This window comes from Geobacillus lituanicus, assembly GCF_050994965.1.
Classification (GTDB): domain Bacteria; phylum Bacillota; class Bacilli; order Bacillales; family Anoxybacillaceae; genus Geobacillus; species Geobacillus stearothermophilus.
Window position 1 is genome coordinate 2,130,337 of the sequence record NZ_CP194773.1, and the last position, 26,288, is coordinate 2,156,624.

Below are 26,288 nucleotides of genomic sequence, written 5' to 3' on the forward strand. Positions count from 1 at the left end.
GGAGTTTGTTGTCTCAATCCCTCTTACCTCCCCCGAAACACCGGCTTCCGCTTTTCTAAAAAGGCGCGGACGCCTTCGCGGTGGTCTTCGGTTTGCCGCATGCGCTGTTGGGCGTCGGTTTCGAGTTCGAGCACGCGAAGCAAATCTTCTTTTGTTTGTTCGACGTACAACATTTTCGTGGCGATCATGGCTTGAAGCGGTTTTTCTTGCAAGGAAGCGATTGCTTGTTCCGCCTGTTGTTCATCTTCGACGATGAAGTCAATCAGCCCGAGCTGCTGCGCTTCGTCCGCGCTCATCGGTTTTCCTTCCCAAATGATCTGTTTGGCTTTCGCCGTGCCGACCCGCTGGGCCAAGAAGAAATGCCCGCCGCCGTCAGGGACGAGACCGATGCCGATGAAATTCATCGCCAAGCGTGCTTCTTTCGTGGCGATGAGGTAATCGCTCGCCAAGGCAAAGCTGAATCCAAGGCCGGCCGCTGGGCCATGGATGAGGGAAACGGTGATTTTCGGCATCGTATACAAGAGCATGATCATCTCCCGAATCGTATTCATCACCGTCTGAAACTGGTTTGGATCATCGACAGCGAGCATCGTCTTAATATCGCCCCCAGCCGAAAATCCTCTTCCTCTGCCGCGAATGACGACAACGGAAGCGTCGCTTTCCTTGATTTTCCGCAGCGCGTCGACGAGCTCATGCAACATTTGTACATCCATCGCATTGAGCGCCTGCGGGCGATTGAGTTCCAGTATTGCTTTGTTTTGGTCAAATGTCAAAACAACTGTTTCCATCGTTCTCCCCCTCTGAATCATCATTCATTTATTCATTTCCCGATCGGAGGGCAAAATTCCTTTTTTGTGCATGAAAAACTGGGTGCCCGCAGTCAAGGCACCCTCCCTTTCATTGCATTTTACCGTGTATGTTTGCCTGCTTTCTTTACAGCCGTCCTTTCTCCTCGCCTAAAGCAGCAAGCAGCCGCTCGATCCGTTCGAGCCGGCACCCCATACTCCCGATGGAGAAGGCGATCCATATTAACTGCCACAAACAGCACAAACGGCAGAAGCCACGCAAACAAAGGAAACAACCCATCTCCAATCGGAATCCTCATTTACCCCAACTTTTTCCATCTATAATTTTAGTTTTCGTTGAAAATAATCAACTTCAACTCCGTCATTTCCTCGATCGCATAGCGGATCCCTTCGCGGCCGAACCCGCTTTCTTTCACGCCGCCGTATGGCATATGGTCGACGCGGAACGTCGGGATGTCGTTGATCAACACGCCGCCGACGTGCAACTGCTTCGCCGCTTTCCACGCGGTATGGACGTTATCGGTATAGATGCCCGCCTGCAAACCGTAGCGCGAGTCGTTGACAAGCGCAATCGCTTCGTCGATCGAGCGGACGCGGTTGATCAAGACGATCGGGGCGAACACTTCTTGGCATGACACTTTCATTGTCGGTTCAGCATCGACAATGACCGTTGGAAGCAAAATGTTGCCGTCGCGCTCGCCGCCAAGGACGACATTCGCGCCGCCTTGTTTCGCCTCTTCAATCCAAGCAAGCGCGCGGTCGACATCGTTTGGCGTGATTAACGCCGACACATCGGTGGCTGGATCGAGCGGGTCGCCTGTTTTCAACCGTCTCGCGGCAGCGACGAATTTTTCAACGAACTCGTCATAGCGTTTTTCATGGACATAGACGCGCTGGAGCGAAATGCACACTTGCCCTTGGAACGTGAACGCGCCAAATACGCAACGCGGGATGATGCGGTCAAGATCGACCTGTTCATCGACGATCACGGCCGAGTTCGAGCCGAGCTCGAGCGTCACCCGCTTTAAGCCAGCTTTATTGCGGATCGCGATGCCGACTTCCGGGCTGCCGGTGAAGGTGATCATGCTGATGCGCGGGTCGGTGACGATTTTGTCGCCGACCGTGCGGCCGCTTCCCGTGACGACGTTGAGCGCCCCTTTCGGCAAACCGGCTTTTTCGAACAGTTCGGCGATAAAATAGGCGGACAGCGGCGTTTGGCTGGCTGGTTTTAACACAACTGTGTTGCCCGAGGCGATGGCCGGGCCAAGTTTATGGGCGACCAAGTTCATCGGGAAGTTAAACGGCGTAATCGCCCCGATGACGCCGATCGGCTCGCGGACCGTCAAGGCGATGCGATTTTCCCCACCCGGCGCGGCGTCAAGCGGCAGTGTTTCCCCATGAATGCGTTTGGCTTCTTCGGCGGCGAATTTGTACGTTTGGATCGTGCGGGCGACTTCCCCTTTCGCCGTGGTGATCGGTTTGGCTGCTTCCAAGGCGATCAACCTTGCCGCTTCTTCCTGCCGCTCTTTCAGCTGCTCGACGACCCGCTCTAAAATGGCGGCTCGTTCATGCGCTGGCATGGCCGCCATCGTTTGCCGCGCGGCGTATGCCGCGGCAATGGCTTCATCGACTTCTTCTTCTGTCGCTGTCGGAATTTCGGCAATCGTCTCGCGTGAGTATGGCGATTTCAGCTCAGTGTACGACTTGGCTTCCCGCCATTCGCCGTTGATGTATAATTTCTGTTTCTGTACCGCTGTTTCCATCTATTTCACCCTTTCCTTATTTTGGGCATACAGCTTTAGCCAACGCATCCCCCTTTGTTATATATCCCACACGCCCTGCTTATTTGTTTCATTCGCCATCATGCCCAAAAATCCTTCTTTTTCCTCTTATTTCAATAGATGATGATTGAGCCTGCTGTTACATCTTTAAGCATTTTTTGTGCCATCATGGCAAGCGCAAACGGCAGTCTCATTCTAAAGTCTGTAAGGCTCACTTTACCGCAAAATGCTTGCTGATGGTGATGTATTTCCTCGCTTGTGACAATGTTCAAACAAGAAGAGGCTACACCTGGTCAAGAACAATGGCTTGTAGACAGCACAACTAAGTAGGCCATTGGTCGACAAAAACAGTGAATAGGTTCACCATACCGGTTCTACTGTTCACCGGATGAGCTCCCAATGTTGCAACACAGGGCAATTATTTTTTCTTCCGCCCGACATCAACCAATTCTCTATCCTGAAAATACCCGAACTCCAAAATGCGTAAAGTGGCAGCGTTCAACATAGGGATATTTTCATTCCTCCGATGGTGACAAAATTTTTGGTCATGGGAGTCTATCTTTCTTTCCCATATGTTTTCGTTATATGATGGATGCAGCCAATATTTTCTTGAAAGGATACCGGGAAATGATCATCAAAAAAATCATCGACCTCACCATGCCGATCACGGCCCAAACTCCGGTGTACCCGGGGGATCCGAAGCCGAAAATCGAACCGGCGGCGACGTTCGCCCAAGACGGCTATCACGTCAGCCGCCTTGTGCTTGGGTCGCACAGCGGCACGCATGTGGATGCGCCGTTTCACTTTTACGAACACGGTTGGCGGCTCGATGACGTGCCGCTCACGTATTTTCTTGGCCGCGGCGCCGTGATCAATGCCACCGGAAAAGCGGAAGGCGAAGCGGTGACGATGGCCGATGCCGCTCCGTATATCCCGAAGCTGTCGCCGGGAACCATTGTGTTGTTTCATACCGGCTGGTCGCAATACGCCGGAACAAAGCGGTATTTCCATCATCCGTACGTCGCGCCGGATGTGATTGAAGCAATGCTGGAGCGGGGCGTGCGGACGTTTTTCATCGACGCGCTCAACATCGACCCGCCCGACGGCTCTTCGTTCCGCGCTCACGAGCTCATTCTTGGCGCCAACGGGGTGATCGGGGAAAATTTCGCGAACTTCGATCAGATCGATTTTGATGACCCGTATATTATTGCCCTCCCCCTTTCCTTGCCTGGCTGCGACGGTTCGCCCGTTCGGGCGGTGGCAGTGCAGTGGGCGTAACAAAGAAGGATGATGCAACCAAACGCCCCGCACATGCTTTGCGCGGGGCGCGGCCTTGGGCTATTTGAGCCATTTGATCACTTTCGCCGGGTTTCCGCCAACGACCGCGTTGGCGGTTTCATTATACAAACGAACGAGCCGCCGCGCCCGCTCTCGTTCCTTGACGAGCTCCAAATCGGCGGGGCTGTACAAGTGTCCCGCCACCATCTTTTCCTTTTCGCTTTTCATTCAATCCCTCCAACATCTCGCGTCTTCGCGCAGCACTCCATGGAATGATCTTATCGTCCTTCAGAAAAACCGTTCCCTGTCATCGTTTCGATGCGCACGCCTTCCCGATAATAGGCCTCCATCACATCCTTTGGCACCATGCTTCCGCCTGTCGCCCAGCCAATATGGACGGCGTTTTTCATCTTTTCTTTCAAACCGTTTGCCTCTACGTACGTTTGCCCCGCCAAATCACGAAACAACCGAACAGGCCCCTCCACTCCCGCCAATGCGGACGGCTCTAAATAGATTTCCTCCGTTTCAACCATAGCCGCGAGCAAGCGGTAAAGCGTCGAATCGTCCACCGTATAGACGCCGCTGATGACGTTCTCAAGCATGTTCCCCACCAACCTCGACGGCCGGCCCACCGCCAGCCCGTCGGCTTCCGTCTTGTTATCGAGGCCAAAATCTTGCACCGACACGCGGTCGTGCTCTCCTGTCATCAACCCAAGCAGCATGCAAGGCGAATGCGTCGGCTCAGCGAAAAAGCAATGGACATGATCGCCGTACACGAGCTTTAGGCCAAACGTCACCCCACCCGGACCGCCGCCGACGCCGCAAGGAAGATATACAAAGAGCGGATGGGTTTCATCAACCGTGATGTTCATGTCCTCTAATTGCTTTTTCAGCCGAAACGCCGCCACCGCATAGCCTAAAAACAGATGGATCGAGTTTTCATCATCGATAAAATACGACGTTGGATCCTCGGCGGACTGTCTTCGCGCCTCTTCCACCACTTTGTTGTAATCGGTGAGATGTTCGATGACGGTGACCCCTTTACTTCGCAACAAGTCTTTTTTCCATTGTTTCGCATCGGCTGACATATGAACGGTGACGCGGAATCCAAGCTTTGCCCCGATGATGCCGATGCTCAAGCCCAAGTTCCCTGTCGAACCGACGACCAGAGAATAGCGGGAAAAGAATTGCCTGAATTTCTCGCTGTCCATGACCGCATAGTCGTCTCCTATGGTGATCATCCCGTTGGCGAGCGCGAGGTCTTCCGCATGTTTCAGAACCTCGTAGATTCCCCCTCTCGCTTTGATCGACCCGGAAATCGGGAGATGGCTGTCGCATTTTAGCAACAGCTCACCCTCAATGTTGGTCTGAAACATCTTTTCTAAACGCCGTTGCATGTTCGGAATCCGGACTAAAGGGGATTCGATGATGCCATGGGCTGGCTGCGTCTCGGGAAACACTTTCGCGATGTAGGGGGCAAAGCGGCGCAATCGTTCTTCCGCCTCCTTGACATCGCGTTCGCGTAAAGGAATCGTTCGAATGGCTTGCGCAAACGCGTGATATTTTGGATTGCGCCAAAACACCTCTTCGGCCGCCATGATCGTTTCAAGCAGCGGGAATTCCTTTACCCACTTTTGGATTTCGTTTTTGGTCATCATGCACCATTCTCTCCCATGCGTGTTTGTCGTTTCGCACCCTGGGCGGATGCCGGTCCAAAGTCCGCTTCATTGTTTGTCGAACCGTTTACCTTCAGTCTCGCGAAAACCGCTTCCATTGTCAATGGGGATGAAGGGAAATGGTTTGTGGATGACATTCGGGAGTGATCCCAGCCTCGTCGGAATGGCCAAGCGAGGTGCGATCTGCTTTGAAAAATGCCTGTCTTTCCATTATGATGAAAGAGGCAAACCATATCGTGGAGATGATGATCATGGGCAATCGCCGCGGTTTATCGCTTTTGTTTCTCGTGATGTTTTTGGTCATGGCCGGGTTTGGCATCATTATCCCTGTCCTTCCATTTTACGCGGAAACAATCGGCGCGACGCCAACACAACTCGGTTGGCTAATGGCCGTGTATTCGCTCATGCAATTTTTATTTGCGCCGATGTGGGGGAATTTATCGGACCGCTATGGACGAAAGCCGATGCTGCTTGTCGGCATTTTCGGTTTGGCCCTTTCGTTTTTCTTGCTCGCCGTCGCGACAAAACTTTGGATGTTGTTTGCCGCTCGCATCATCGGCGGATGTCTATCGGCGGCCACGATGCCGGCCGCTATGGCGTACGTCGCAGATGTGACAACGGAAGAAGACCGGGGCAAAGGAATGGGGATGATCGGAGCGGCTGTCGGGCTTGGATTTATTTTCGGACCGGGGATCGGCGGCATATTTTCAAAAACGAGCTTAACCGCTCCGTTTTGGATTGCAGGCAGCTTGGCGCTCTTGACCGCTCTATTCGTTTTCGTTTTCTTGCATGAGTCGCTTCCGAGAGAAAAACGAATGAATATACGAACAAAGCGGCCATCGCTTGCGGCCGCCCTCCAAGGGCCTGTAGCGCGCCTATACTTACTGCAGCTGATCACAACGTTTTCCCTCGCCGGACTTGAAGCGACGTTCGCCTATTTTGCCGCTGAACGAGCGGGGCTTTCGTCGACGGAGCTCGGTTACATTTTCATGATCATGGGGCTTGCAGGGGCCATCGTCCAAGGAGGGCTGCTTGGAAAACTGATCCGCTCATTCGGAGAAGGAGCTGTCATTCGTGTCGGGCTGTTCTTGTCAGCAGTTGGCTTTTTTCTCATTTTATTCGTTCACAGCTTTTGGACAGCCGCGCTCTATTTAACCATTTTCGGCATTGGCAACGGCGTCATCCGCCCGTGCGTCTCCGCGTTGTTGACGAAATATACGGCGGACGGCCAAGGAAGCGCAACAGGCGTCTTATCCTCGTTCGATTCGCTCGGCCGCATCGGCGGTCCGGCGATCGCCGGCTGGCTGTTCACCTTAAAGTCCAGTTTGCCATATATGGCAGGGATTGTGCTAACATTCATTTCCTTTGCTGTTTTTCAATCGTTTCAACGCGCGATGATGCAAAAAGACTCGGCCCTTTGACACAAGAGGGGATGGGGGTGACCCGCTACACACGCAAGTGCAAGTCTTATGGATAAAAGGAGGAGGAATGCTTTGAACATCGTTCCAATCAAACAATTGAACCGCGCCATGGTCAACCAGTTTTTCACCAACCATTGGGGAAGTCCCCAAATGGTTGTCTCGACCGGCATCTATAACTGCAGCGAACTGGATGGATTTGCGGCTGTCGAGAATGGACAGCGGATCATCGGGCTCATTACGTTTGTGATTCGCGGAAACGAATGCGAGATCATCTCGCTAGACAGCATAATGGAAAACCGCGGCGTCGGCAGCACCCTTTTGCATGAGGCGGAGACATGGGCGAGACAACAAAGGTGCACCGCTGTTCAACTGATCACCACCAACGACAACTTGCATGCGCTTCGTTTCTACCAAAAGCGCGGCTACCAAATTGTGAATGTCTTTCCGAACGCTGTCGACAAGGCGCGGCGAATCAAGCCAAGCATTCCGTTGATGAGCGCTGATGGCATTCCGATTCGGGATGAGCTGTTGCTTGTGAAATGGCTTGATGGTAGGTAAAAGCGGCTTGATGAAAACAAACCATTTTCTTCCGTAAATAATTTTCTCAATCAAAAAAGTATTTTTCGCTGCACTTGCCATGGAAGTACTGTGCCTTTTGAATATATAGTGACTCAAAAACCATTGATCTCCGATGGAACACGAGATATAGAACCGCAAAGTCGCTCAGCGTATATTTCATAGTAAGAAAGGGTGTCTCGTTGCTTTTGAGACACCCTCTATCCAGATCATCTTCTTTACTCCATTTTTTATGCCACAAACAAACTCAAAACCAATACAACGGCAAACCCAACGAGAGCGATCAACGTCTCCATGACCGTCCACGATTTCAGCGTATCTTTCACATCGAGGCCGAAATAACGGTTGACGAGCCAAAAACCAGAGTCGTTGACGTGTGAAAGGATCGTTGCCCCAGCAGCGATAGCAATAACAATCATTCCTAAAATCGGACCGCTTAATCCAAGTGTTTCAATTAACGGCGCTATCAGGCCAGCAGCTGTTACCATGGCTACAGTTGCCGAACCTTGAGAAACACGGACGATCGCAGCGATGAGAAACGCCAAAACAATCGGCGGCAAGGAAGAGGATGCCATCATGTCAGCTAGTACTTTTCCGACGCCAGAGTCAATCAAAATTTGTTTGAACACTCCCCCAGCTCCAGTGACAAGAATAATAATGCCGGCTGGTTCCAATGATTTCGTCGCAATATCTTGCACTTCTTGCTTGGTGAATCCCCTTTTTTGTCCAAGCAAGTAAAACGCCAACAATGTCGAAATCGTCAGTGCAACAAACGGATGACCTAAAAAGGTTAAAAACACCCTTACCCCATTTCCTTCTGGCAAAACAACTCCTGAAACCGTATTCAACAAAATCAACACGAGTGGAATAAAGATGATGCCAGCAATCGTCCCAAACCCCGGGAGATCCTTCTCCCATTGCTTTTCTTTCATATCCATATACTCTGGAATGGTAGCGTGAATTTTTTTAGCAATATACTTTCCAAACAGCGGGCCAGCTACAATCATCGCTGGGAGACCAGCGATAAAACCAAATAAAATGACCCATCCAAGATCAGCGCCAATCAAATCTGCAACAGCAATCGGACCTGGCGTTGGCGGTACGAAACTATGTGTGACAGCTAGTCCGGCTAAAAGCGGGATGCCATAATACAAAAGCGAACGTCCTGTTTTCCGCGCCAAGCCATAGACAATGGGAACGAGAATAATGAAACCAACATCAAAAAAGACTGGAATCGCCACAATAAACCCTGTTAGACCGAGCGCCCATTGCGCTTTATCCTCCCCAAACTTATTGATGAGCGTCTGAGCGAGCCGCTCGGCTCCTCCAGATACTTCTAGCATTTGCCCAAACATAGCGCCTAATCCAACAACCACTGCCACAAAGCCGAGTGTGCCGCCCATCCCGTTTTGAATCGACTCGATAACTTTGTCTAGCGGCATGCCAGCAGCTGCGCCGACAAGCAAACTAACGAGCAACAAAGCAACAAATGCGTGAAGCTTTGAACGAATAATTAAAAACAATAGTAAACTAATCCCGGCAATGACGATAAGGATCAATGCTGAGTCAGACATTTTTCTTCCTCCTGTTCATCAAAGTCGCCTCAACTGTATAGAGAAACGAAAGGGAAAGCGTTGCTTGCAAACTCATTCTCTTCCGCTAATAAACCGATTTAGTTCAAAAATGATATTCTCCACTCCGCCGCTGAAACGCAGCGATGATGTTAAACTCCTCTTTCAACCGCTCATACAAGCGGGCATACAAATCAAACAGTTCAGCGTAAATGAGCGTATGTTCTTCCTTTGGTTCATGACGGGCTGTCGTGTCGATCCACGTTTTCACCGTTTCCAGCGACGGCAGCTCGCCTAACGCGTAAAGCGCCACGGCAGCCGCCCCTAGCGCCGACGCTTCATGCGTTTGCGGCACGATGAGCGGTTTGCCGAGCATATCAGAAAGCATTTGCCGCCAAAACGGCGACTTGGCGAATCCGCCCGAGACGCGGATTTCGGTCATTGGCCCGGTCACATCGCGGATGGCGAGCGCTACCGATACGATGCTGAAGCAGACGCCTTCCATGACAGCGCGGATGAAATGCTCGCGCTTATGATGAAGGCCAAGGCCAAAAAACGTCCCACGCGCGTTCGCGTTCCAGTACGGCGCCCGCTCGCCCGACAAAAACGGCAAAAACACCAGCCCCTCGGATCCAGGCGGGACGCGTTCCGCGTATTTCGTCAACAACTCATACGGATCGATGCCGAGCTTTTTCGCCACTTCCCGCTCGTGGGCGCCGAACTCGTCGCGCAGCCAGCGAAGCAAGATGCCGCCGTTGTTCGTCGGCCCGCCGACGACCCAATAGCCAGGCGTCAACGCATAACAAAACGTCCGCCCTTTTTCATCGGTTGTCGGTGCAGCAGTGATTGTCCGCACCGCTCCGCTCGTCCCGATCGTAATGGCCGCTTCACCTGGGAGCACCGCCCCGACGCCGACGTTGGCGAGCACGCCGTCGCTCGCCCCAATGACAACAGGCACATCCGGAGCGACTCCCATTTTTTCCGCCCATTCTCTTTTCATGCCAGTCATGATATGCGTGGCGGGAACGAGCCGCGGCAGCTGGTCGCGGCGGATGCCGACAAGGGCGAGCGCCTCCTCGTCCCAATCGAGCGTGTCCAATCGGAATAAACCCGTCGCCGATGCCATGGAATGGTCAGCGACATAGTCGCCATACAGACGGTGCAACACGTAATCTTTCACCGACACAAACCGCCGTGCTTGCTGAAATACGTCCGGCTGCTCTTCCTTGAGCCAAAGCAATTTCGATAGCGGCGACATCGGATGGATCGGCGTCCCCGTCCGCCGATAAATATCAAGTCCGTTCTGTTCTTTCAACAGCCGCTCCGTTTGAGCCACGCTTCGGTTGTCCGCCCAGATGAGAAGGCGGGTGAGCGGCCGGCCCGACTCGTCAAGCGCCATAATCGAGTGCATCGCCGCACTCAAACCCATCGCTTTCACTTGTTCTGGGCGGATGCCGTGGCGGACCGTCACCGCCCCAACCGCTTGAACGACCGCCGCGAACAGTTCATCGGGATCCTGCTCGGCAAATCCCGGATGCGGCTGGATGATCGGATAGTCGACAGCGTGAGAAGCCAGCACCTTCCCCCGCCCGTCAAACACGACCGCTTTCGTGCTTGTCGTCCCGATATCAATCCCAATGACGACGTCCCCATGAATCGCCATCGTTTCTCCTCCCTTCTTCACTTCTTCTCCCGTTTGATCGATGTCCGTTCCATCAATACCGGGGAGAAACGAAATACGCGCGGACCGTCGGCTTTTTTCGCTTTCATTTGTTCAAACACGCGCTCGGCTGCTTTCTTCCCCATCGCAAACGTCGGCTGGGCGATGGTTGTCAGCGCCGGCGTGTAAATATCGGCAAACGGCACATCATCGATGTTGATGATCGCCACCTCATCCGGCACACGAACCCCTGCGTCTTTCACAAACCGCAAAACCCCCATCAACGTCAAGTCGTTGATCGCAAACAAGGCATTGGGCCGCTTCGGTTCCACGAACCGCTTCTTCAGCTCCCCAGGCAGCGCGGCAGGTTCAGCGGCGATGACGTTTTGATCGCCGACTTCAAATCCCCTTTTCTCCATGGCCGCCCGAAACCCTTCCAACCGCTCCATCCGCGGCACGTTGTAAGAGACAAGCGGCGGGGTGACAATCGCAATCCGATCGCGGCCATAGGAAGCGAAATACTGAACCGCCATTTCCGCTGCACCTGCATTATCAAGAAGCACGCTGTCTGCCTCCACTCCCGGCACCATCCGGTCGACAAACACAAGCGGAAACCGTTCCTCGACAAGACGGCGGTAGACGTCCTCGTTCTTCCCTGTTGGAAACACGATCAACCCGTCCACTTGCTTCGCCAGCAGCGTATCAACATATGTTTTTTCCTTGTCCGGATCATCGCCGGAATTGCAGACAATGACTTGAAACCCGCGCTTTTGGCATTCCTCTTCAATGGCGTGCAGCACTTGCGTTGTCATCATATGAAGCATATTAAAAACAATCACGCCAATGGTCGCTGTCGTCTTTTGCTTCAAACTGCGGGCGATGATGTTCGGCTGATACCCAAGCTCTTCAATCGCCTCGGCGATGCGTTGTCTCGTCTCCTCGCTCATATATTCATAGCGCTTATTTAAGTATTGCGACACGGTGCTTTTCGAAACGTTGGCCAATTTCGCGACATCGGCCATCGTTACTTTTTTCAAAAGGGATCCCTCTCTCGTACTAAATCGATTTAGTTCAAAAGCGTTTTCATAAACCGGTTTAGCTTTATTATAAACCAAGTGAAAGCGGTTTACAATAGTTTTTGTTTGAAATCTAAAAATCAATGAATGGTATACGGCCGTGACAGCTTGCCGATCGAGTGATGTCATTCCGCCCGAATGGATCGCGCCAAACGGCTTCATAGATTGTACTTTCATTTTGCACTAAGCAATGCATTGATTCATTTTTATGAACAAATACCTATTTTTACCTGTCGTTTGTTTTAGTATTTTCTACATTATCGTTTGGCGTTTCTGAAACATCTGTGAAAGCCGCAGAAGAACATAATGAGTTTATTAGAGCTTCACAAGCACAATTGTATACCGATACCAATTAACAAAAAGGAGAATGGGACATGCTGACTACCATGACGTCTATTTTAGGCTACCTTTTTATAGGTGTCGTTATTTTAGCTGTTTTTATGGTTTATGAACCTCTCCTACTTACAGAAGTAGGAGTTTCCTGTTTCCCCTTCGGAGGTGGATGCATGATAGGCTGGTTGGCAGCCTATCTGCAGGCAACACCTGGCACCCGTCCCGTTGGGAGCCACAGGCAACATGAGTATCCATGATACTCAAGGGCGGGAACTCGCCATCTACGACTTCATACCTAAGCAATCCGTCGATACGTAAACGGTTTGACCGTAAATTCCAATGGGCGGATTTCACCATAATATACTTTGGCAAATAAATTCATTGCCCCATGGATATCACGGTGTTGTTTGTATCCGCATTGACATGTATAATTTCTAGAAGAAGATGTATTCTTCTTCCCGCAAACAGGGCATGTTTGCGATGTGTAACTTTCATCTTTTTTCTCTATTTCAATGCCTTCGGCATTCAATTTGTATTTGAGATAATCAAATAGTTTTCCAAACGACCAATTGGATAATTTCTGAGTTTTTGGATAACTTCTTTCTTTGCCCGAAAACGGGTTTTCAGCGTTCGATACATGGTTTCACCTCCTATGTTTATTGTATTCTATTGTCATCCAAAAAAGAAAGAGAAAAACAGAAAAACCGAACGCCATTCATCCCCCACCTATAGAGGTGGAGGACTTCTGGCTAATTTATGTTAAATTCGTGAGAAAACGGTAAAAAATTAGAAGACTGATCATAAAAGAAAAACGCCGTTCGTGAACTACCCCCACTTAATTTTCTAGCGAAAATTTGAAGTGGGGGCTTCCAAAGAAGTTTGACTGCTTCAAGCAATCCTTATTCTTTGAGGCGTGTCCACTTCGCCGCTAGAGCATAAGACACTCAGGTCTACAGCTTTACTTTTCTTTAAGATGTTTAATGCGCCATTGACATCAGCATTAATTAGTTTGCCAGACTTTGTTCGATACAAGCCGCGCTTAATACGTTTGCCGCTGAACTTATATTCTTTTGGATTGTCGGCATTATATTCAGGAATCTCATCGCCGTCAAAAAAGCTGGCTTGAGACGTATATGATTCTTCCTGTTTCAAGAATTCAATGCCGTAAAATTTACAAAGATATTCTAGTTTTTCTTTTATGTTACCGAGAGGAATATTGACAAAGTTTTGATTTGTCTTTTTTCCTAGATTAATATTGCGTTGCCATGTTTCCGCATAGCCAATGACAAGTTTGCCAATTTGATTTTCAATACAGTAGTTAATGATGTAACGGCAAGTCTTGTTGATATAATCATTCACTTTATTATTGCGATTCATAGCAAGCAAAGCCTGTTTACGAGTGGTGCCTTTGATTTTTTGCTTATCTTTTATGCTTTGAAGTCTGGCATTTTCTTTGTTAAACCATTGATTGATACTTTTTAATCTCCGCCCATCAATGATGAATGATCTGCCGTCTGATGTGACACAAGTGGCAACATTGTTTAATCCTAAATCAATTGCCAGTGCTTTTTGGTCATTTAATTCTCTTTGATCTTCAGGCATTTCATATTTGTACTGAATCTCAAAGAACCTGGCATGATGCTTAGGAATGATTTCAATCTGCTTAATCTTTTTATCCAGTAACACAGGCGGAATCGTTATCGTGATAGGCTTGTGAGTCTTTTTAAATAGGCGAGAATACGGTATCGTGAATTTGTTGCCGTCTATACGAATCTGGCCAATGATCAGTGAATGAAAGCCATCTTTTTTAAGATATTTTGGAATACTGATAGCCTTGTGGTCATATTTTCCTTGTTTGGCAAGACTGATCAAACCAAAGAAAGATTTAAAGGCTTCATTGACCTTTTTTAAAATTTGCTGTGCCATGTTGCTGTTTAACAGCTTATAGTTTTCGTTAGTTTTTGCAAGATGATAATTTTTCTCATAATTAAGAAATTCCTTGTGTTCAAAATAGTATTGTCTGACATTGTACAATCCGACGTTGTACATGTTCTTGGCAATATGGCACAGTTCTCGAAGAGTCAAGTATTCTTCTTTGGTCAAACCATTTAGCTGTTGTTTGATACAAAAATACATTTTTTCACCTCCCATCTAACTATATTATACTATATTTTACTGAATCTATCCTATTTTCAGCAAAATATAGTTAAGGCGATTCATCTCCCACTTACTCCGCTTCGCTTCGTTGAAGTGGGAGTCTTCTCGCCTAATTAAGATAAATCGAAAAAGTTCCCAAAACACGGCGTTTCCAAAAACCTCCCCTGGGAACGAAACGTCCGAAGGCTCTAACAAGACGGCCGCCGCCCTTTATGAGGGATTTGACGCCATTGCGGGCGGCGACGTTCGCTCTAGCCAGGGGGCATCCGACTTACTGCCTCACCTTTTCAATCATCTCGACCGGCAGCCCAGTCAGTTCGTGGATCGTGTCGACATCGTACCCTTTCGCCAGCATTCTCTTCACCACGTCGAGCTTCCCTTCCTCGATCCCTTGTTGGCGTCCTTGCTTCATCCCCTGTTCGATTCCTTGTTGGATTCCCTTTTCCATCCCCCGCTGTTCGTATGAGACGATGAGTTCCATCACACGCTTTGCTTCCTTCGTCTCCATTTGGCTCACCTCGTGTCGCAGTTGGATTTCCTCCTCTTCGGATAACCGCAAATACGTCTCGAAAAAACCGAACAACAGCCGCTGTTTCGCTTCATCCAGCTCAAGGCGGACGAGCATGCGCAAAAATTCCTTTTTCACGTCGACTTTCTCATCTTCATTATACCCCATTTTGCTTAGCAAGGCAGCGGCGACAGGGTTGGCATGGCGGATGTACGCGCGCCACGGCAGTTTGCATAGCTCCACCGTCAAAAAGCGGAAGTCAAGAACGGTCAAAAACGGAAACTGCATGACCAATGAGGAAGGTTCGTCGTATTGTTCGTCATAGCTGAAGATGGCGATCGGGAGAATGCGGCGGCGGTATTTTTGAAACAAGCGGCTGAAGTAGAGGAACATTCGCTCGGGGAAGGTCCGCTGGGTGTAGCTTTGATGCTCGACATGGACAATGACGAGCCCGTCTTCCCCTTTCACCTTTGTTTCGACCAACAAGTCGACGCGGTGCTTCTCTCCGGCCGTCACATCGGTGAACAGTTCCTCGGAGAGGAAAGAGAGATGGTGAACGTCAATGTACTCGTACACGTCGGGAAAGAAAAGAAGCAAAAACTCCTCAAAAAATGTCGACAGCAGCTCTTTGAACAACCGGTCATGGTCAATTCGCTTCTTCGCCACGTTTTCCCTCCCTGCAATGTCGGATTCACCGTACTGTATTCGCCCTTCGCGGCCGAATTCCTTCTTGTTTCCCCCCGCGTTTTTTTGGCATGTGCCATTTCGCATTTGTCCTTTTCCTATGTCGAGCGGTAAAACAAGCTGAACTCAGCGGTGGTTCAGCTGTGGCAGGAGACAGTTTCAGTTCCTCATGGGTACGATAAAAACGTTCATCATCGTTGACGGGTTCCATCGGTACACGATTTTGTTTCAATCCCTCATAGGTACGATAAAAACTTCCAGCTGATCGATGGGAGGTTTCACAATGAAAGCAGTTTCAATCCCTCATAGGTACGATAAAAACTGGCCTCCTTCCATGTCTCGCTGGATCAGCGACTTCACAGTTTCAATCCCTCATAGGTACGATAAAAACGGATCATAGGCAAACTGAAAAAAGTAGTCCTAAATTTGTTTCAATCCCTCATAGGTACGATAAAAACCTGTACGTTTCAAAAAATCGTTGAAATTCAGCCTTCTAGTTTCAATCCCTCATAGGTACGATAAAAACACGTCACTCCGTCTTAAGACGGGGTGGCGTTTTATATGTTTCAATCCCTCATAGGTACGATAAAAACTGAATATATTATTGTTCCTGAATACGTTGGTCTACCGGCGTTTCAATCCCTCATAGGTACGATAAAAACCTACGGATTGTGAAGAAATGTGGGCGAATTTTCGCGTTTCAATCCCTCATAGGTACGATAAAAACGAAGCAGGTGAGAGTCCTGCGGACCAGGGCGAGTAGGAGTTTCAATCCCTCATAGGTACGATAAAAACGAAAACGATTACGAAGTCCTTCTTGGGGACACTGGGTTTCAATCCCTCATAGGTACGATAAAAACACATTCAATAAAAAAAGGAGGAGGTTTTATATGTGTTTCAATCCCTCATAGGTACGATAAAAACGGAATACGCCAAGAAGCGCGTGAAGGAACTAACCCGGGTTTCAATCCCTCATAGGTACGATAAAAACCTTTCTAAGGGGGTTGGAAGAAAGCAAGTCTAGGGTGTTTCAATCCCTCATAGGTACGATAAAAACGAATACCTCGAGGAACAACGGGAGCGGACGGAGGAGTTTCAATCCCTCATAGGTACGATAAAAACAATATTCCGCTTTTGGTCCTTGATTGATTTCAGTGAGTTTCAATCCCTCATAGGTACGATAAAAACCTGCGGCTCCTATACGCCAATAAGCGAAAAAGCACAGTTTCAATCCCTCATAGGTACGATAAAAACCCAAACCATACGCATCAAATCAAGCTTTTTCTCTCTGAGCTGTTTTCAGAATATCACGTTTCAAAAATTCTGTCAATACGGTCTAGCCGCGTTGGCTGTAGGAGTTTGACGCAAAAAAACATTGTCGTCGATCCCCCGGGATTTTTGCACGATTGGAGGTCGACGACAACTTGCCCCCGTTTTCATCCGCCAATCGGAAACAGCAGGCGGGCCGCATATACTGTGCCTGTCACGGTAATGGCGCTCAACAAGGTCGACACCAGCACTGCCTGGGCGGCGTAATCGGGGTGGCAGTCATACTCGAGCGCATACAGCGCCGTATTGCGTGAACATGGATACGAACTGGCAATGAGCAATGCCTGAGCCGTCACTCCATCCATTCCTAATAGAAAGATCAAAGACGCAGCCAACAGCGGCGACAATATCAAGCGCCCGAACACACTCACATACACAAGCGGCGGCAAGGCAGTAAAACGGGCGTAGGCGATTTGCGCTCCCAACGTAAAGAGAGCGATGGCTAAAAACGCATCGGCGACCCGCTGAAGCGGCGCCCATAAAAATGATGGGATCGGGACGTGGAGCCATCGGCAGACCACGCCAAGCAACAGCGCGTGAAGAACGGGATTTTTCCATATCTCCGCAGTCCATTTCCCTCTTTTTCCATTCCCGGATACAAACTGGTATACCCCATATGTATTCGTCAAGAAATTTTGAAAGATCGTCACCATAATTTGAATCGTCGCCCCGAGCGGATGTTGATGAAATACAAGCTGACTGACCGGGATGCCGAAATTACCTGAGTTGTTCAACACAATAGTGTTTTGAAATACGGCTGACAAACTCCGTTCCAATTTGAATAACTTGGCCATCATCATACTCAAAACGATCAGTCCGCTGTTTTGCAACAAGAGAAATCCTAAGATGGCCGCCAACACCTTTCCATTCAACTCACTGTCATACACGTTGATGAATGCGACTGCCGGCAGCAGGACGTACATGTTCAATTTGGATAACGTATTGAGGTCAAGATGAAAGAAGCGGTGAAGCCCTGCCCCCAAGCCGACAATCAACAACATCGGAACCATCACTTGCAATAAAATGCCGCTAAAAACAGCCAAGACGCTCTCCTCTCTTTCTTTCTTCATATAATGGAAGTTTCATTTTTGAAAATCTATATCTACATTTTCTTCTTGTAAACTCGTTCCGGCCGCCCAACGGATCCATAGGCAATATCGGCCGTCACCTGGCCGACAGAGACGAGATACTCCAAGTAACGGCGGGCCGTCGTCCGGCTGGTTCCGATTTGCCGCCCCACTTCTTCAGCGGTGATGCCTTCCGGGCACTGTCTCACAACCGCCAACACTTTTTCTAGGGTCAATGGCTGAATGCCTTTAGGCAACATGGGCTGGTCCTTAACGGACACTTCTCTTCCAATTAATGCATCAACATCTTCTTGGCCAATCCACTCTTTCTCTTTCACCCACCGTTGCATTTTGTCATAGTACTCTTTATATCGATGCAATGTGTCGGCGAATCGGTCAAACATAATCGGCTTGATAATGTAATCAAACACTCCGCCATGCAGCGCTTGCTTCAGCGCCTCCACTTCTCGTGCTGCGGTGATCATAATAATATCGATATCGGAAAAACGCTCTCGCACCCATTTCAAAAACGAAAGGCCGTTCATATCGGGAAAATAGACGTCAAGCAACAACATGTCTGGCCGCAACACCTCCGTCAATTCCCTTGCCTCTTCAGCGTTCGTGGCGATGCCGACCACTTCATAACCGTTCACTTTCTCGACAAAGCGCCGATTGATTTCCGCAATGCGGCGGTCGTCTTCAATAATCAGTACACGAATCGGCAACATCGGTTCCCTCCTTCTAGCCTTGGCGGTCCTGCCGCCCGACATGGGCTGGCCGCTTTGGGATCATGATGGTAAATACCGTGCCTGCTCCTTGCTCAGATCGATACGTCATTTGCCCCCCGAGCATTGTCAACGCCCGGTTCACTAGATCAAGCCCATACCCCCGCCCTCCGGCAGCCTTCGTTGAAAAGCCGCGCTCGTAGATCCGTTCCGCTACAGCTGGGTCAATGCCTAATCCGTTATCCTCAACCTCAATAATTAAATCATCGCCAAGGTCAGTCAAAAAAACGGCCACCCGTTTCTCTTCCTTTCCGTTATGGAGAACAGCTTCCATGGCGTTATCTACTACATTTCCAATAATGGTTATTAGATGGTCCCGGTCCATCCATGGCGGCACATCACGGAAACTGCTTTCCCGATCGATCTCAAACACAATTTTCAGCTCGTTGGCGCGATTGAACTTGCCGATCAGCAGACCGCCGATGATCGGATCCGGAATTTCTTTCATGACAAACCGGACGATGTTTTGTTGCAAGTCGGTCTCTTTTGCGATCAGTTCAAGCGCTTCCTCATACGATTCCAGTTGAATCAGGCCAGAGATCAAATACAGCTTGTTGGAAAATTCGTGCGTTTGCGCGCGTAAGGCATCGGCATAACTGCGAAGCTGCGATAACTCTTTGGTCAAGCGATACAATTCCGATTTGTTTCGAAACGTCGATACCGCTCCGATCACACGCCCTTGCTTGTCTTTGATCGGAATGCGGTTGGCAATGACGGTTTCTTCCCCTAACACCATTTCATCGTCAAATTCTGCCTGCCCCGTCCGAATGACTTCAGGCAGCCTCGAGTGGGGAATAAGCTGCAAGATCGGCATTCCCAACACATCGCGTTCGTTCTCATACCCAAGCAGCTTCAGCGCCGTTTGGTTGACCATTGTAATCGTTCCCTCTTGATTGATGGCCACCATTCCTTCGCGAATTGCCTCTAAAATCGCCTGCTTTTCTTGGTAGAGCAAACCGATTTCTTCCGGTTCAAGGCCATGAATCGATTTTTTCACCGCCCTGGCGATCGCCACGGCGCCCACCGCTCCAAGAAAGAGAGCAAGAACGGAGAACAGAAAAATCTTTATACTATACGACCACACCGTGCGCTGAATATCTTCCAGCAAAAAACCGACCGAAACAATGCCGATCACCTGTCCGTTTTCATCCAAAACCGGCGCTTTTCCGCGGATTGCCGGACCGAGTGAACCGACCGCCTCCGAAATAATGGCCTTGCCTTTGAGAACCTCACCGTTGTCGCCCCCGACCATCGGTTTGCCGATCCGGTCCGGCAGCGGGTGAGCATAGCGGATTCCTTGGCGGTTGCCGATGACGACGTATTCCGCCCCTGTCTTTCGGCGAATATATTCGGCAAACGGCTGCAAGCGCACGGACGGATCGGGATCGCGGAACGACTCGCGCACAAGCGGGGTGGACGCGACGGTTTCCGCCACGTTCAGCGCCCGCATGCCGATTTGTTGTTTGATAGTCTCCGCGAACATATGTTGGAATAAAAACGTAAGAAACACGATGACAAACAAAAGCAGCGAACAAATGATCATCATCAACCGTGTTTGCAGTTTCATCGTGCTGTCCTCCAAACGGAAAAATGAAAAGAAAGACCATCCTCCACTAAAGGAAGAAAGCCTTTCTTTCTATTATTACATATCTTCATTGACAATGACGGTTTTTCCTCGTAATTTCATGAAAAACGGCACGGCAATCCACAATAAGGCGATGACCAACAAGACGAGCGAAATCGGCTTTTCAACGAACACGAGATAGTCCCCGTTGGATGCCGTCAACGCCCGGCGCATGTTGTTTTCAATCATTGGCCCCAGCACAAGCCCCAATACAAGAGGCGCGAGCGGGTAATCGTGTTCCGCGAGCCAATAGCCGAGCAAGCCAAATGCCAACAACAGAAACACATCAAACGTCGTCACTTGCACCGCATACACGCCGAATACAGAGATGGCGATAATGAGCGGCAACAAATACTTCGTCGGTGTTTGGATGATTTTCGCAAATAGTTTCACAAGCGGCATGTTGAGAATTAACAACATCACATTTCCAATGAACATGCTCGCAATCAATCCCCAGGCGACAGCCGGATGTTCATCAAACAACAGCGGACCTGGCTGGACGTTGTACATAATGAGCGCTCCCATCAAAATGGCCGTCGTCCCGGACCCCGGAATCCCGAGCGTCAACAGCGGAATCATCGCGCCTCCAGACGCACCGTTGTTCGCCGACTCGGGCGCCGCGACGCCGGCGATCGTCCCTTGGCCGAATTTTTCCGGATGTTTGCTGATTTTCTTTTCAAGAATATAAGAGAAAAATGAGGCCAACGTCGCTCCGGCTCCCGGCAATACGCCGATGAAAAACCCGAGCAGCGACCCGCGGGCGATCGGTCCGGCGCTTTCTTTCAAGTCCGCTTTCGTCGGCAACACGCGGCCAATTTTCGCAATTTCCCCGCTGTTCATTTCGTTGTGGAGAATGGACTTGAATACTTCCCCCAACGCAAACAGCCCGACCGCTACGGTTAAAAACTCCAGCCCCCCATACAAATAGGAAATATTGTACGTGAAGCGTGCGACGCCAGAGACATTGTCCAGCCCGATCGTGGAAAGAAGCAGGCCAAAGATGGTCATGATCCATGCTTTCGTCATCGACTTGCCGGCAAGGCCGCTCACCGCGGCGAGCCCCAGCAGCATAAGTGAAAAATACTCCGCCGGACCGAACTTCAAGGCGACATTGGACAGCGGCTCCGCTAATAATACAAGACCGATGAGCGACACAATCCCCGCCACAAACGAACCGATCGCTGCAATCGCCAGCGCCGCTCCAGCCCGGCCTTGCCGCGCCATTTGGTAGCCGTCCAGCGTCGTGACAACAGACGATGATTCCCCGGGCGTGTTTAACAAAATTGACGTCGTCGACCCGCCGTACATCGCCCCGTAATAGACGCCGGCCAACAAAATGATCGAACTGGCGGCCGCCTGCTCGGGACTCAAACCCGATGTCATCGACGCCGTCACCGGAATGAGCAGCGCCACCCCGCTCATCGGTCCGATCCCAGGAAGCACGCCGACCGCCGTGCCGATCAACACCCCGATAAATGCAAACAGCAAGTTATGCGGCTGAAGCGCCGTCTGAAATCCGTCAAACAAAAACGATAGTGTGTCCATGATGCCCCTCCTTTCATTGGAACCAAATCGGCCAGCTCGGCAATGTTCCTTGCAACAGTTTCACATAAAGGCCATATACGCCTAACGAAAAACCAGCCGCAATGGCGATCGATTTCCACAGCGCCCCTTTTTCCATCGTTTGAAAGCCGATGACAAGAAAGAGAAATGTCGTGATCAGATATCCAACCGTTTCAAGCAACGCCGCATAGAAAATGGCGGCGATGAAAATGACAAGAAACTTTTTATATTGCCGCGGCAGTTTCTCCCCTGTTGCGCCTGAATAATTTCTTGTCTCAAACAGCAGTTTTATGCTTAATAAAACCAACACAAGTCCAAGCAAAAACGGAAACACATTCGGCCCGACAGCGCTGCCGTAGGCGCTTTTCGATATGCGCAAACTTTCCACCATAAACAAAGCACCCACAGCCAAAAACGCCACCGCCGCGATCCGGTCAGCCGTTTTGTTCATGGTTCTTCCTCCTGTTCTTTACAAAAAAGGGGAAGAATGTTCTCCCCCCCTTGCTTCATTTATGCATCCCAAGCGACTTCAGCAGGTCGCCGATTTGCTGCTCTTGCTCTTGCAAAAATTTCGTAAACTCTTCCGAATTGCGGTACTCTGCTTCCCAACCTTGTTTTTGCAGCTCTTCTTTCCATTTTTCATGCTCAGACAGTTTTTTCAATGTCTCTTCCCAAAACGCTTTTGCTTCCGAAGACATTTCCTTCGGCCCGAACACGCCGCGCCAAATCGTAAACTCGGCATCAACGCCAAGCTCTTTCATCGTCGGCACGTCTTTCAGCACTCCGCCGAGGCGTTCTGGAGCGGAAACCGCCAGCACCCGCACTTTGCCGGCTTTCAAATATTCGCCAACCGAAGACGCATCCGTCGCAATCACATCCGCATTGCCGCCAAGCAGCGCCGCCATCGCTTCTCCGCCGCCATCGTACGAAACATACTTGACTGATTTCGGATCGATGCCCGACTTATAGATCGGCAAAATCGCCACTAAGTGGTCCATCGACCCTGGCGCCGACCCTCCAGCGACAGTGACCGATTTCGGGTCCTGTTTAATGGCATCGAGCAATTGGGTCAACGACTGAAATTTGGAATCTGCTTTCACGACAATCGCGCCAAAGTCTTTTGTCAACTGGGCGAGCGGGGTTGTGTCTTTGTAGCCGAACGGGCTGTTCCCTTCTTTTTTCAGGTTGTTGATGATAATCGGCGGCGAGTTGACAAACAGTTTGTAATCGTTTTTGACATCCTGGGTGGCGTACTCAGCCATAAAGACCGCCCCGCCGCCGCCCGGTTTGTTTTCGACCGTCATCGTTTGTTTGACGAGCCCCGTCTCATCGAGCACTTTCGTAATGGCGCGGGCCGTTAAATCCCAACCGCCGCCCGCCCCAGACGGAGCAACAATCGTAATCGGCTTCGTCGGATAGTTTGAGGCCGATGAGCCAGAGTTTGAACCGGATGATTTCGACCCCGCCGATTCATTGCCCCCACAGGCCGCCAAAGCCAGTGTCATCATCCCTGCGGCGAGCAATCCCCACCATTTCGTTTTCTTCATTTCTCCCTTGCCCCCCTTGTTTTTGATAACGCTTTCAATCACAACCTTACCATGCCGCGGGATGAGCGTGAAGTTTTTGAAAATAAAATGAATTTTGTGCATTTTGTTCATGGAGGTATAATCAGACCTGATATCAAGCACCTAGCGGAACGCTGGAGTCTCAAAGCAAAAAAAAGACCGCCAGCCTTCAAGGCCGACGGTACATAAAACGTTGGTACAGTGCATACTTTCTGACGTTCGTTCCTCATCTTTCATGTGGCAGGACGATCATTCGTTTTTTTTTACAATCGATCACTTACGAATCAGTGATTTCATCTACCTCTTTTGTCACCGCCAACCGTCCTCGTTAGATAGCCGCCTTTTGTATTGGATTCCCCTACTCTTCAAGCAATTCCCAAACATCTTGCTCTGGAAGATCCACCAACCGAGCAATATCTTTCGCCTTCATTCCTTTGCGCGCCATGTTGCGGATCAGCTGTTTCATTCCTTGTTTCATTCCTTGTTTCATCCCCTGTTTCATTCCTTGTTCCATTCCCTGTTTCATACCTTGTTTGATCCCTTCTTCCAACCCCTGTTTCCTTCCCTTTTGCTCATAGGAAATGATCAGCTCCAACATTTTCTCTTTTTCTTTCGTTTCCATCGCCCTCACCTCTCTTTGTAGTTGTTGCTCTTCCTCCTCCGACAGCTTCACATATGTTTCAAAAAAGCCCAACAAGAGCCGCTGCCTCGCCTCATCCAGCTCCAATCGCACCAACATGCGCAAAAACTCTTTTTTTAACTCGATTTTCTCACTTTCAGTATACCCCATTTTGCTAAGAAGGGCAGCCGCAATCGGATTGTCATGCCGGATATAGTCTCTCCAATGTTTCTTGCGCAGCTCCACGGGGAAAAAGCGAAACTGCAGCACGTCGCCAAAGGGAAACTCCTTTCAGCAGCCATCAATGCCAAATTCTTCATGTCCCATTATAATTCTCGACTGCTGATTTGCAAAGAGATTTGCCTTACTATTCAAAAAATGACTTCCCCTTCTTTGCGTCCATCATCGTCTTTTTCAATCGATTCACAAAATTTTTGTAGATTTCCGTAGATTTTCGTAGATGCGCATTTACAATCAATTCGAAAAACATTCATAAATTTGTCACAAAGGAGGGGGGCTATTGATTTATTTCCACCAAGTCAACAAATACTACGGGGATTTTCATGTGTTGAAAGACATTAACTTGACGATCAACCAAGGGGAAGTCGTCGTCATCATCGGGCCATCAGGATCGGGCAAGAGCACGCTTGTGCGTTGCATCAACCGGCTTGAGACGATTTCAAGCGGCGAATTGATCGTGGACGGCGTCAAAGTGAACGACAAAGGCGTCAACATCAACGAGCTGCGACGCAATATCGGCATGGTGTTCCAACATTTCAACCTATACCCGCACATGACTGTTTTGCAAAACATCACGTTGGCGCCACGCAAAGTGCTCGGCATGTCCGAAAAAGAAGCGAACGAGATCGCCATGTATTACTTGGAAAAAGTCGGAATCCCAGACAAAGCGAACGCCTATCCGTCCGCGCTGTCCGGCGGCCAGCAGCAGCGCGTCGCCATCGCCCGCGGGTTGGCGATGAAACCGAAAATCATGCTGTTTGATGAACCGACATCGGCGCTGGACCCAGAAACGATCGGCGAGGTGCTCGATGTCATGAAGCAGCTGGCGAAAGAAGGGATGACGATGGTTGTCGTCACCCATGAAATGGGGTTTGCCCGCGAGGTGGCCGATCGCATCGTCTTTATGGATCAAGGGCGCATTTTAGAGGAAGCGCCGCCTGAGGAGTTTTTCGCGGCCCCGAAAGAAGAACGGGCGCGCGTCTTTTTAAGCCGCATTTTAAACCATTAATTCCGGTCAATCAAAGGGGGTTTTGTTCATGAGAAAGAAAGCATGGAAATGGTGGATCGCCGTCGCCTTGACGGCCTTATTGAGCGCTGTTGCTTTAACGGGCTGCAGCACAACGGACAAAGGAGAAGGCGGAACATCGTCGGAAACCGCCAAAGCGACCAATACGCTTGAAAAAATTAAACAACGCGGCAAACTCATCGTTGGCGTCAAATATGATTTGAACTTATTCGGGTTGAAAAACCCGGAAACCGGAAAAGTCGAAGGATTTGACATTGATATTGCCAAAGGGTTGGCGAAAAAAATTCTCGGCGATGAAAACAAAATTGAATTGAAAGAAGTGACGTCAAAAACGCGCATCCCGATGCTGAACAACGGGGAAATTGACGCCATTATCGCCACCATGACGATCACCGAGGAACGGAAAAAAGAAGTGGATTTCTCGGATGTGTACTTTATGGCAGGCCAATCGCTGCTTGTGAAAAAAGACAGCCCGATCAACAGCGTGAAAGACTTGAAAAAAGGCATGACCGTTCTGACAGCGAAAGGATCGACATCGGCGGAAAACATCCGCAAAGTCGCGCCGCAAGTCAACGTGCTTGAATTTGAAAACTATGCGGAAGCGTTTACCGCATTGAAAGCCGGCCAAGGCGATGCGCTTACGACCGACAACGCGCTGCTTTGGGGGATGGCCAAACAAGATCCGAACTATCGCGTCCTTGATGAAACGTTCACCGAAGAACCGTACGGCATCGCCGTCCGCAAAGGAGACAAAGAACTGCTGCAAGTCATCAACGAATACTTGAAAGAAATTAAAGAAAACGGCGAATACGATAAGATCTACGAAAAATGGATCGGCAAAAAGCCGCAACAATAACAGGCGAAACGGTGGGCGGAACAATATCCGCCCACCTGTTTGCCCAAAGGAAAGGCTATGATTCCGCAAAGAAAGGAGGCGCTTTG

Annotated in this window: 20 protein-coding genes, 2 pseudogenes and 1 CRISPR repeat array; of the genes and pseudogenes, 5 read left to right on the forward strand and 17 right to left on the reverse strand. The window is 49.8% G+C overall.

Annotated features, from left to right (window positions below):
- Positions 1 to 23: 23 nt before the first annotated feature.
- Positions 24 to 788, reverse strand: coding sequence for an enoyl-CoA hydratase (locus ACR1UW_RS10795; protein WP_498933275.1), 765 nt, complete (start codon positions 786 to 788; stop codon positions 24 to 26).
- A gap of 344 nt (positions 789 to 1,132) precedes the next feature.
- A complete protein-coding gene (locus ACR1UW_RS10800) occupies positions 1,133 to 2,569 on the reverse strand; it encodes an aldehyde dehydrogenase family protein (protein WP_498933277.1) in 1,437 nt (478 codons plus the stop codon).
- Positions 2,570 to 3,214: 645 nt separating this feature from the next.
- On the opposite strand from ACR1UW_RS10800, the gene ACR1UW_RS10805 reads away from it, so the two are divergent.
- The gene (locus tag ACR1UW_RS10805; RefSeq protein WP_498933279.1) at positions 3,215 to 3,865 is read left to right on the forward strand and encodes a cyclase family protein; all 651 of its coding nucleotides are present in this window, start codon (positions 3,215 to 3,217) and stop codon (positions 3,863 to 3,865) included.
- 114 nt (positions 3,866 to 3,979) lie between these two features.
- On the opposite strand, the pseudogene ACR1UW_RS10810 reads toward ACR1UW_RS10805, so the two are convergent.
- Together ACR1UW_RS10810 and dsdA are read right to left on the reverse strand one after the other, a co-directional pair.
- Positions 3,980 to 4,093, reverse strand: a pseudogene (locus ACR1UW_RS10810) (maltose acetyltransferase domain-containing protein); the annotation flags it as partial.
- Positions 4,094 to 4,143: 50 nt separating this feature from the next.
- Positions 4,144 to 5,523 (reverse strand): D-serine ammonia-lyase, encoded by a 1,380-nt coding sequence (dsdA, locus tag ACR1UW_RS10815; protein ID WP_498933281.1) that lies wholly within the window; start codon positions 5,521 to 5,523, stop codon positions 4,144 to 4,146.
- A 269-nt stretch (positions 5,524 to 5,792) separates the two neighbouring features.
- Here dsdA and ACR1UW_RS10820 point away from each other — a divergent pair, with 269 nt between their 5' ends.
- Positions 5,793 to 6,962: an MFS transporter gene (locus ACR1UW_RS10820; protein ID WP_498935301.1), complete on the forward strand. Its 1,170-nt coding sequence runs from the start codon at positions 5,793 to 5,795 to the stop codon at positions 6,960 to 6,962.
- Between the two features lie 72 nt (positions 6,963 to 7,034).
- Positions 7,035 to 7,520, forward strand: coding sequence for a GNAT family N-acetyltransferase (locus tag ACR1UW_RS10825; RefSeq protein WP_498933283.1), 486 nt, complete (start codon positions 7,035 to 7,037; stop codon positions 7,518 to 7,520).
- Between the two features lie 248 nt (positions 7,521 to 7,768).
- On the opposite strand, the gene ACR1UW_RS10830 is transcribed toward ACR1UW_RS10825, so the two are convergent.
- The 13 genes and pseudogenes from ACR1UW_RS10830 to ACR1UW_RS10890 form a co-directional block, all read right to left on the reverse strand.
- Positions 7,769 to 9,112: a GntP family permease gene (locus ACR1UW_RS10830; protein WP_498933285.1), complete on the reverse strand. Its 1,344-nt coding sequence runs from the start codon at positions 9,110 to 9,112 to the stop codon at positions 7,769 to 7,771.
- Positions 9,113 to 9,215: 103 nt separating this feature from the next.
- Positions 9,216 to 10,772, reverse strand: a complete 1,557-nt coding sequence (gntK, locus tag ACR1UW_RS10835; protein WP_498933287.1) for a gluconokinase — start codon at positions 10,770 to 10,772, stop codon at positions 9,216 to 9,218.
- 17 nt (positions 10,773 to 10,789) lie between these two features.
- The gene (locus ACR1UW_RS10840) at positions 10,790 to 11,806 is read right to left on the reverse strand and encodes a LacI family DNA-binding transcriptional regulator (protein WP_498933289.1); all 1,017 of its coding nucleotides are present in this window, start codon (positions 11,804 to 11,806) and stop codon (positions 10,790 to 10,792) included.
- A gap of 667 nt (positions 11,807 to 12,473) precedes the next feature.
- Positions 12,474 to 12,707 carry a zinc ribbon domain-containing protein gene (locus ACR1UW_RS10845; protein ID WP_498933291.1) on the reverse strand — a complete coding sequence of 78 codons (234 nt, stop codon included), beginning with the start codon at positions 12,705 to 12,707 and terminating at the stop codon, positions 12,474 to 12,476.
- Positions 12,708 to 13,066: 359 nt separating this feature from the next.
- Positions 13,067 to 14,314: an RNA-guided endonuclease InsQ/TnpB family protein gene (locus ACR1UW_RS10850; protein WP_464314373.1), complete on the reverse strand. Its 1,248-nt coding sequence runs from the start codon at positions 14,312 to 14,314 to the stop codon at positions 13,067 to 13,069.
- 292 nt (positions 14,315 to 14,606) lie between these two features.
- Positions 14,607 to 15,509: an Rpn family recombination-promoting nuclease/putative transposase gene (locus ACR1UW_RS10855; protein WP_044743599.1), complete on the reverse strand. Its 903-nt coding sequence runs from the start codon at positions 15,507 to 15,509 to the stop codon at positions 14,607 to 14,609.
- A 174-nt stretch (positions 15,510 to 15,683) separates the two neighbouring features.
- Positions 15,684 to 16,781: direct repeats of the CRISPR family, unit length 30 nt; unit sequence GTTTCAATCCCTCATAGGTACGATAAAAAC.
- A 182-nt stretch (positions 16,782 to 16,963) separates the two neighbouring features.
- Complete coding sequence (locus tag ACR1UW_RS10860) at positions 16,964 to 17,899, reverse strand: AEC family transporter (RefSeq protein ID WP_168368604.1); 936 nt, start codon at positions 17,897 to 17,899, stop codon at positions 16,964 to 16,966.
- A 59-nt stretch (positions 17,900 to 17,958) separates the two neighbouring features.
- Positions 17,959 to 18,651, reverse strand: a complete 693-nt coding sequence (locus tag ACR1UW_RS10865) for a response regulator (protein ID WP_168368605.1) — start codon at positions 18,649 to 18,651, stop codon at positions 17,959 to 17,961.
- Between the two features lie 13 nt (positions 18,652 to 18,664).
- A complete protein-coding gene (locus ACR1UW_RS10870; protein WP_063329400.1) occupies positions 18,665 to 20,275 on the reverse strand; it encodes an ATP-binding protein in 1,611 nt (536 codons plus the stop codon).
- 75 nt (positions 20,276 to 20,350) lie between these two features.
- A complete protein-coding gene (locus ACR1UW_RS10875; protein WP_095859466.1) occupies positions 20,351 to 21,877 on the reverse strand; it encodes a tripartite tricarboxylate transporter permease in 1,527 nt (508 codons plus the stop codon).
- A gap of 13 nt (positions 21,878 to 21,890) precedes the next feature.
- Positions 21,891 to 22,346, reverse strand: a complete 456-nt coding sequence (locus ACR1UW_RS10880; RefSeq protein ID WP_498933295.1) for a tripartite tricarboxylate transporter TctB family protein — start codon at positions 22,344 to 22,346, stop codon at positions 21,891 to 21,893.
- 55 nt (positions 22,347 to 22,401) lie between these two features.
- Entirely contained in the window at positions 22,402 to 23,442 is a 1,041-nt protein-coding gene (locus tag ACR1UW_RS10885) for a Bug family tripartite tricarboxylate transporter substrate binding protein (RefSeq protein WP_063210834.1), read from the reverse strand.
- A gap of 376 nt (positions 23,443 to 23,818) precedes the next feature.
- Positions 23,819 to 24,367: pseudogene (locus ACR1UW_RS10890) on the reverse strand (RpnC/YadD family protein); the annotation flags it as partial.
- 232 nt (positions 24,368 to 24,599) lie between these two features.
- On the opposite strand from ACR1UW_RS10890, the gene ACR1UW_RS10895 reads away from it, so the two are divergent.
- Positions 24,600 to 25,328: an amino acid ABC transporter ATP-binding protein gene (locus tag ACR1UW_RS10895; protein WP_015375048.1), complete on the forward strand. Its 729-nt coding sequence runs from the start codon at positions 24,600 to 24,602 to the stop codon at positions 25,326 to 25,328.
- Positions 25,329 to 25,356: 28 nt separating this feature from the next.
- Positions 25,357 to 26,202, forward strand: a complete 846-nt coding sequence (locus tag ACR1UW_RS10900; RefSeq protein ID WP_011231463.1) for a glutamate ABC transporter substrate-binding protein — start codon at positions 25,357 to 25,359, stop codon at positions 26,200 to 26,202.
- Positions 26,203 to 26,288 lie beyond the last annotated feature (86 nt).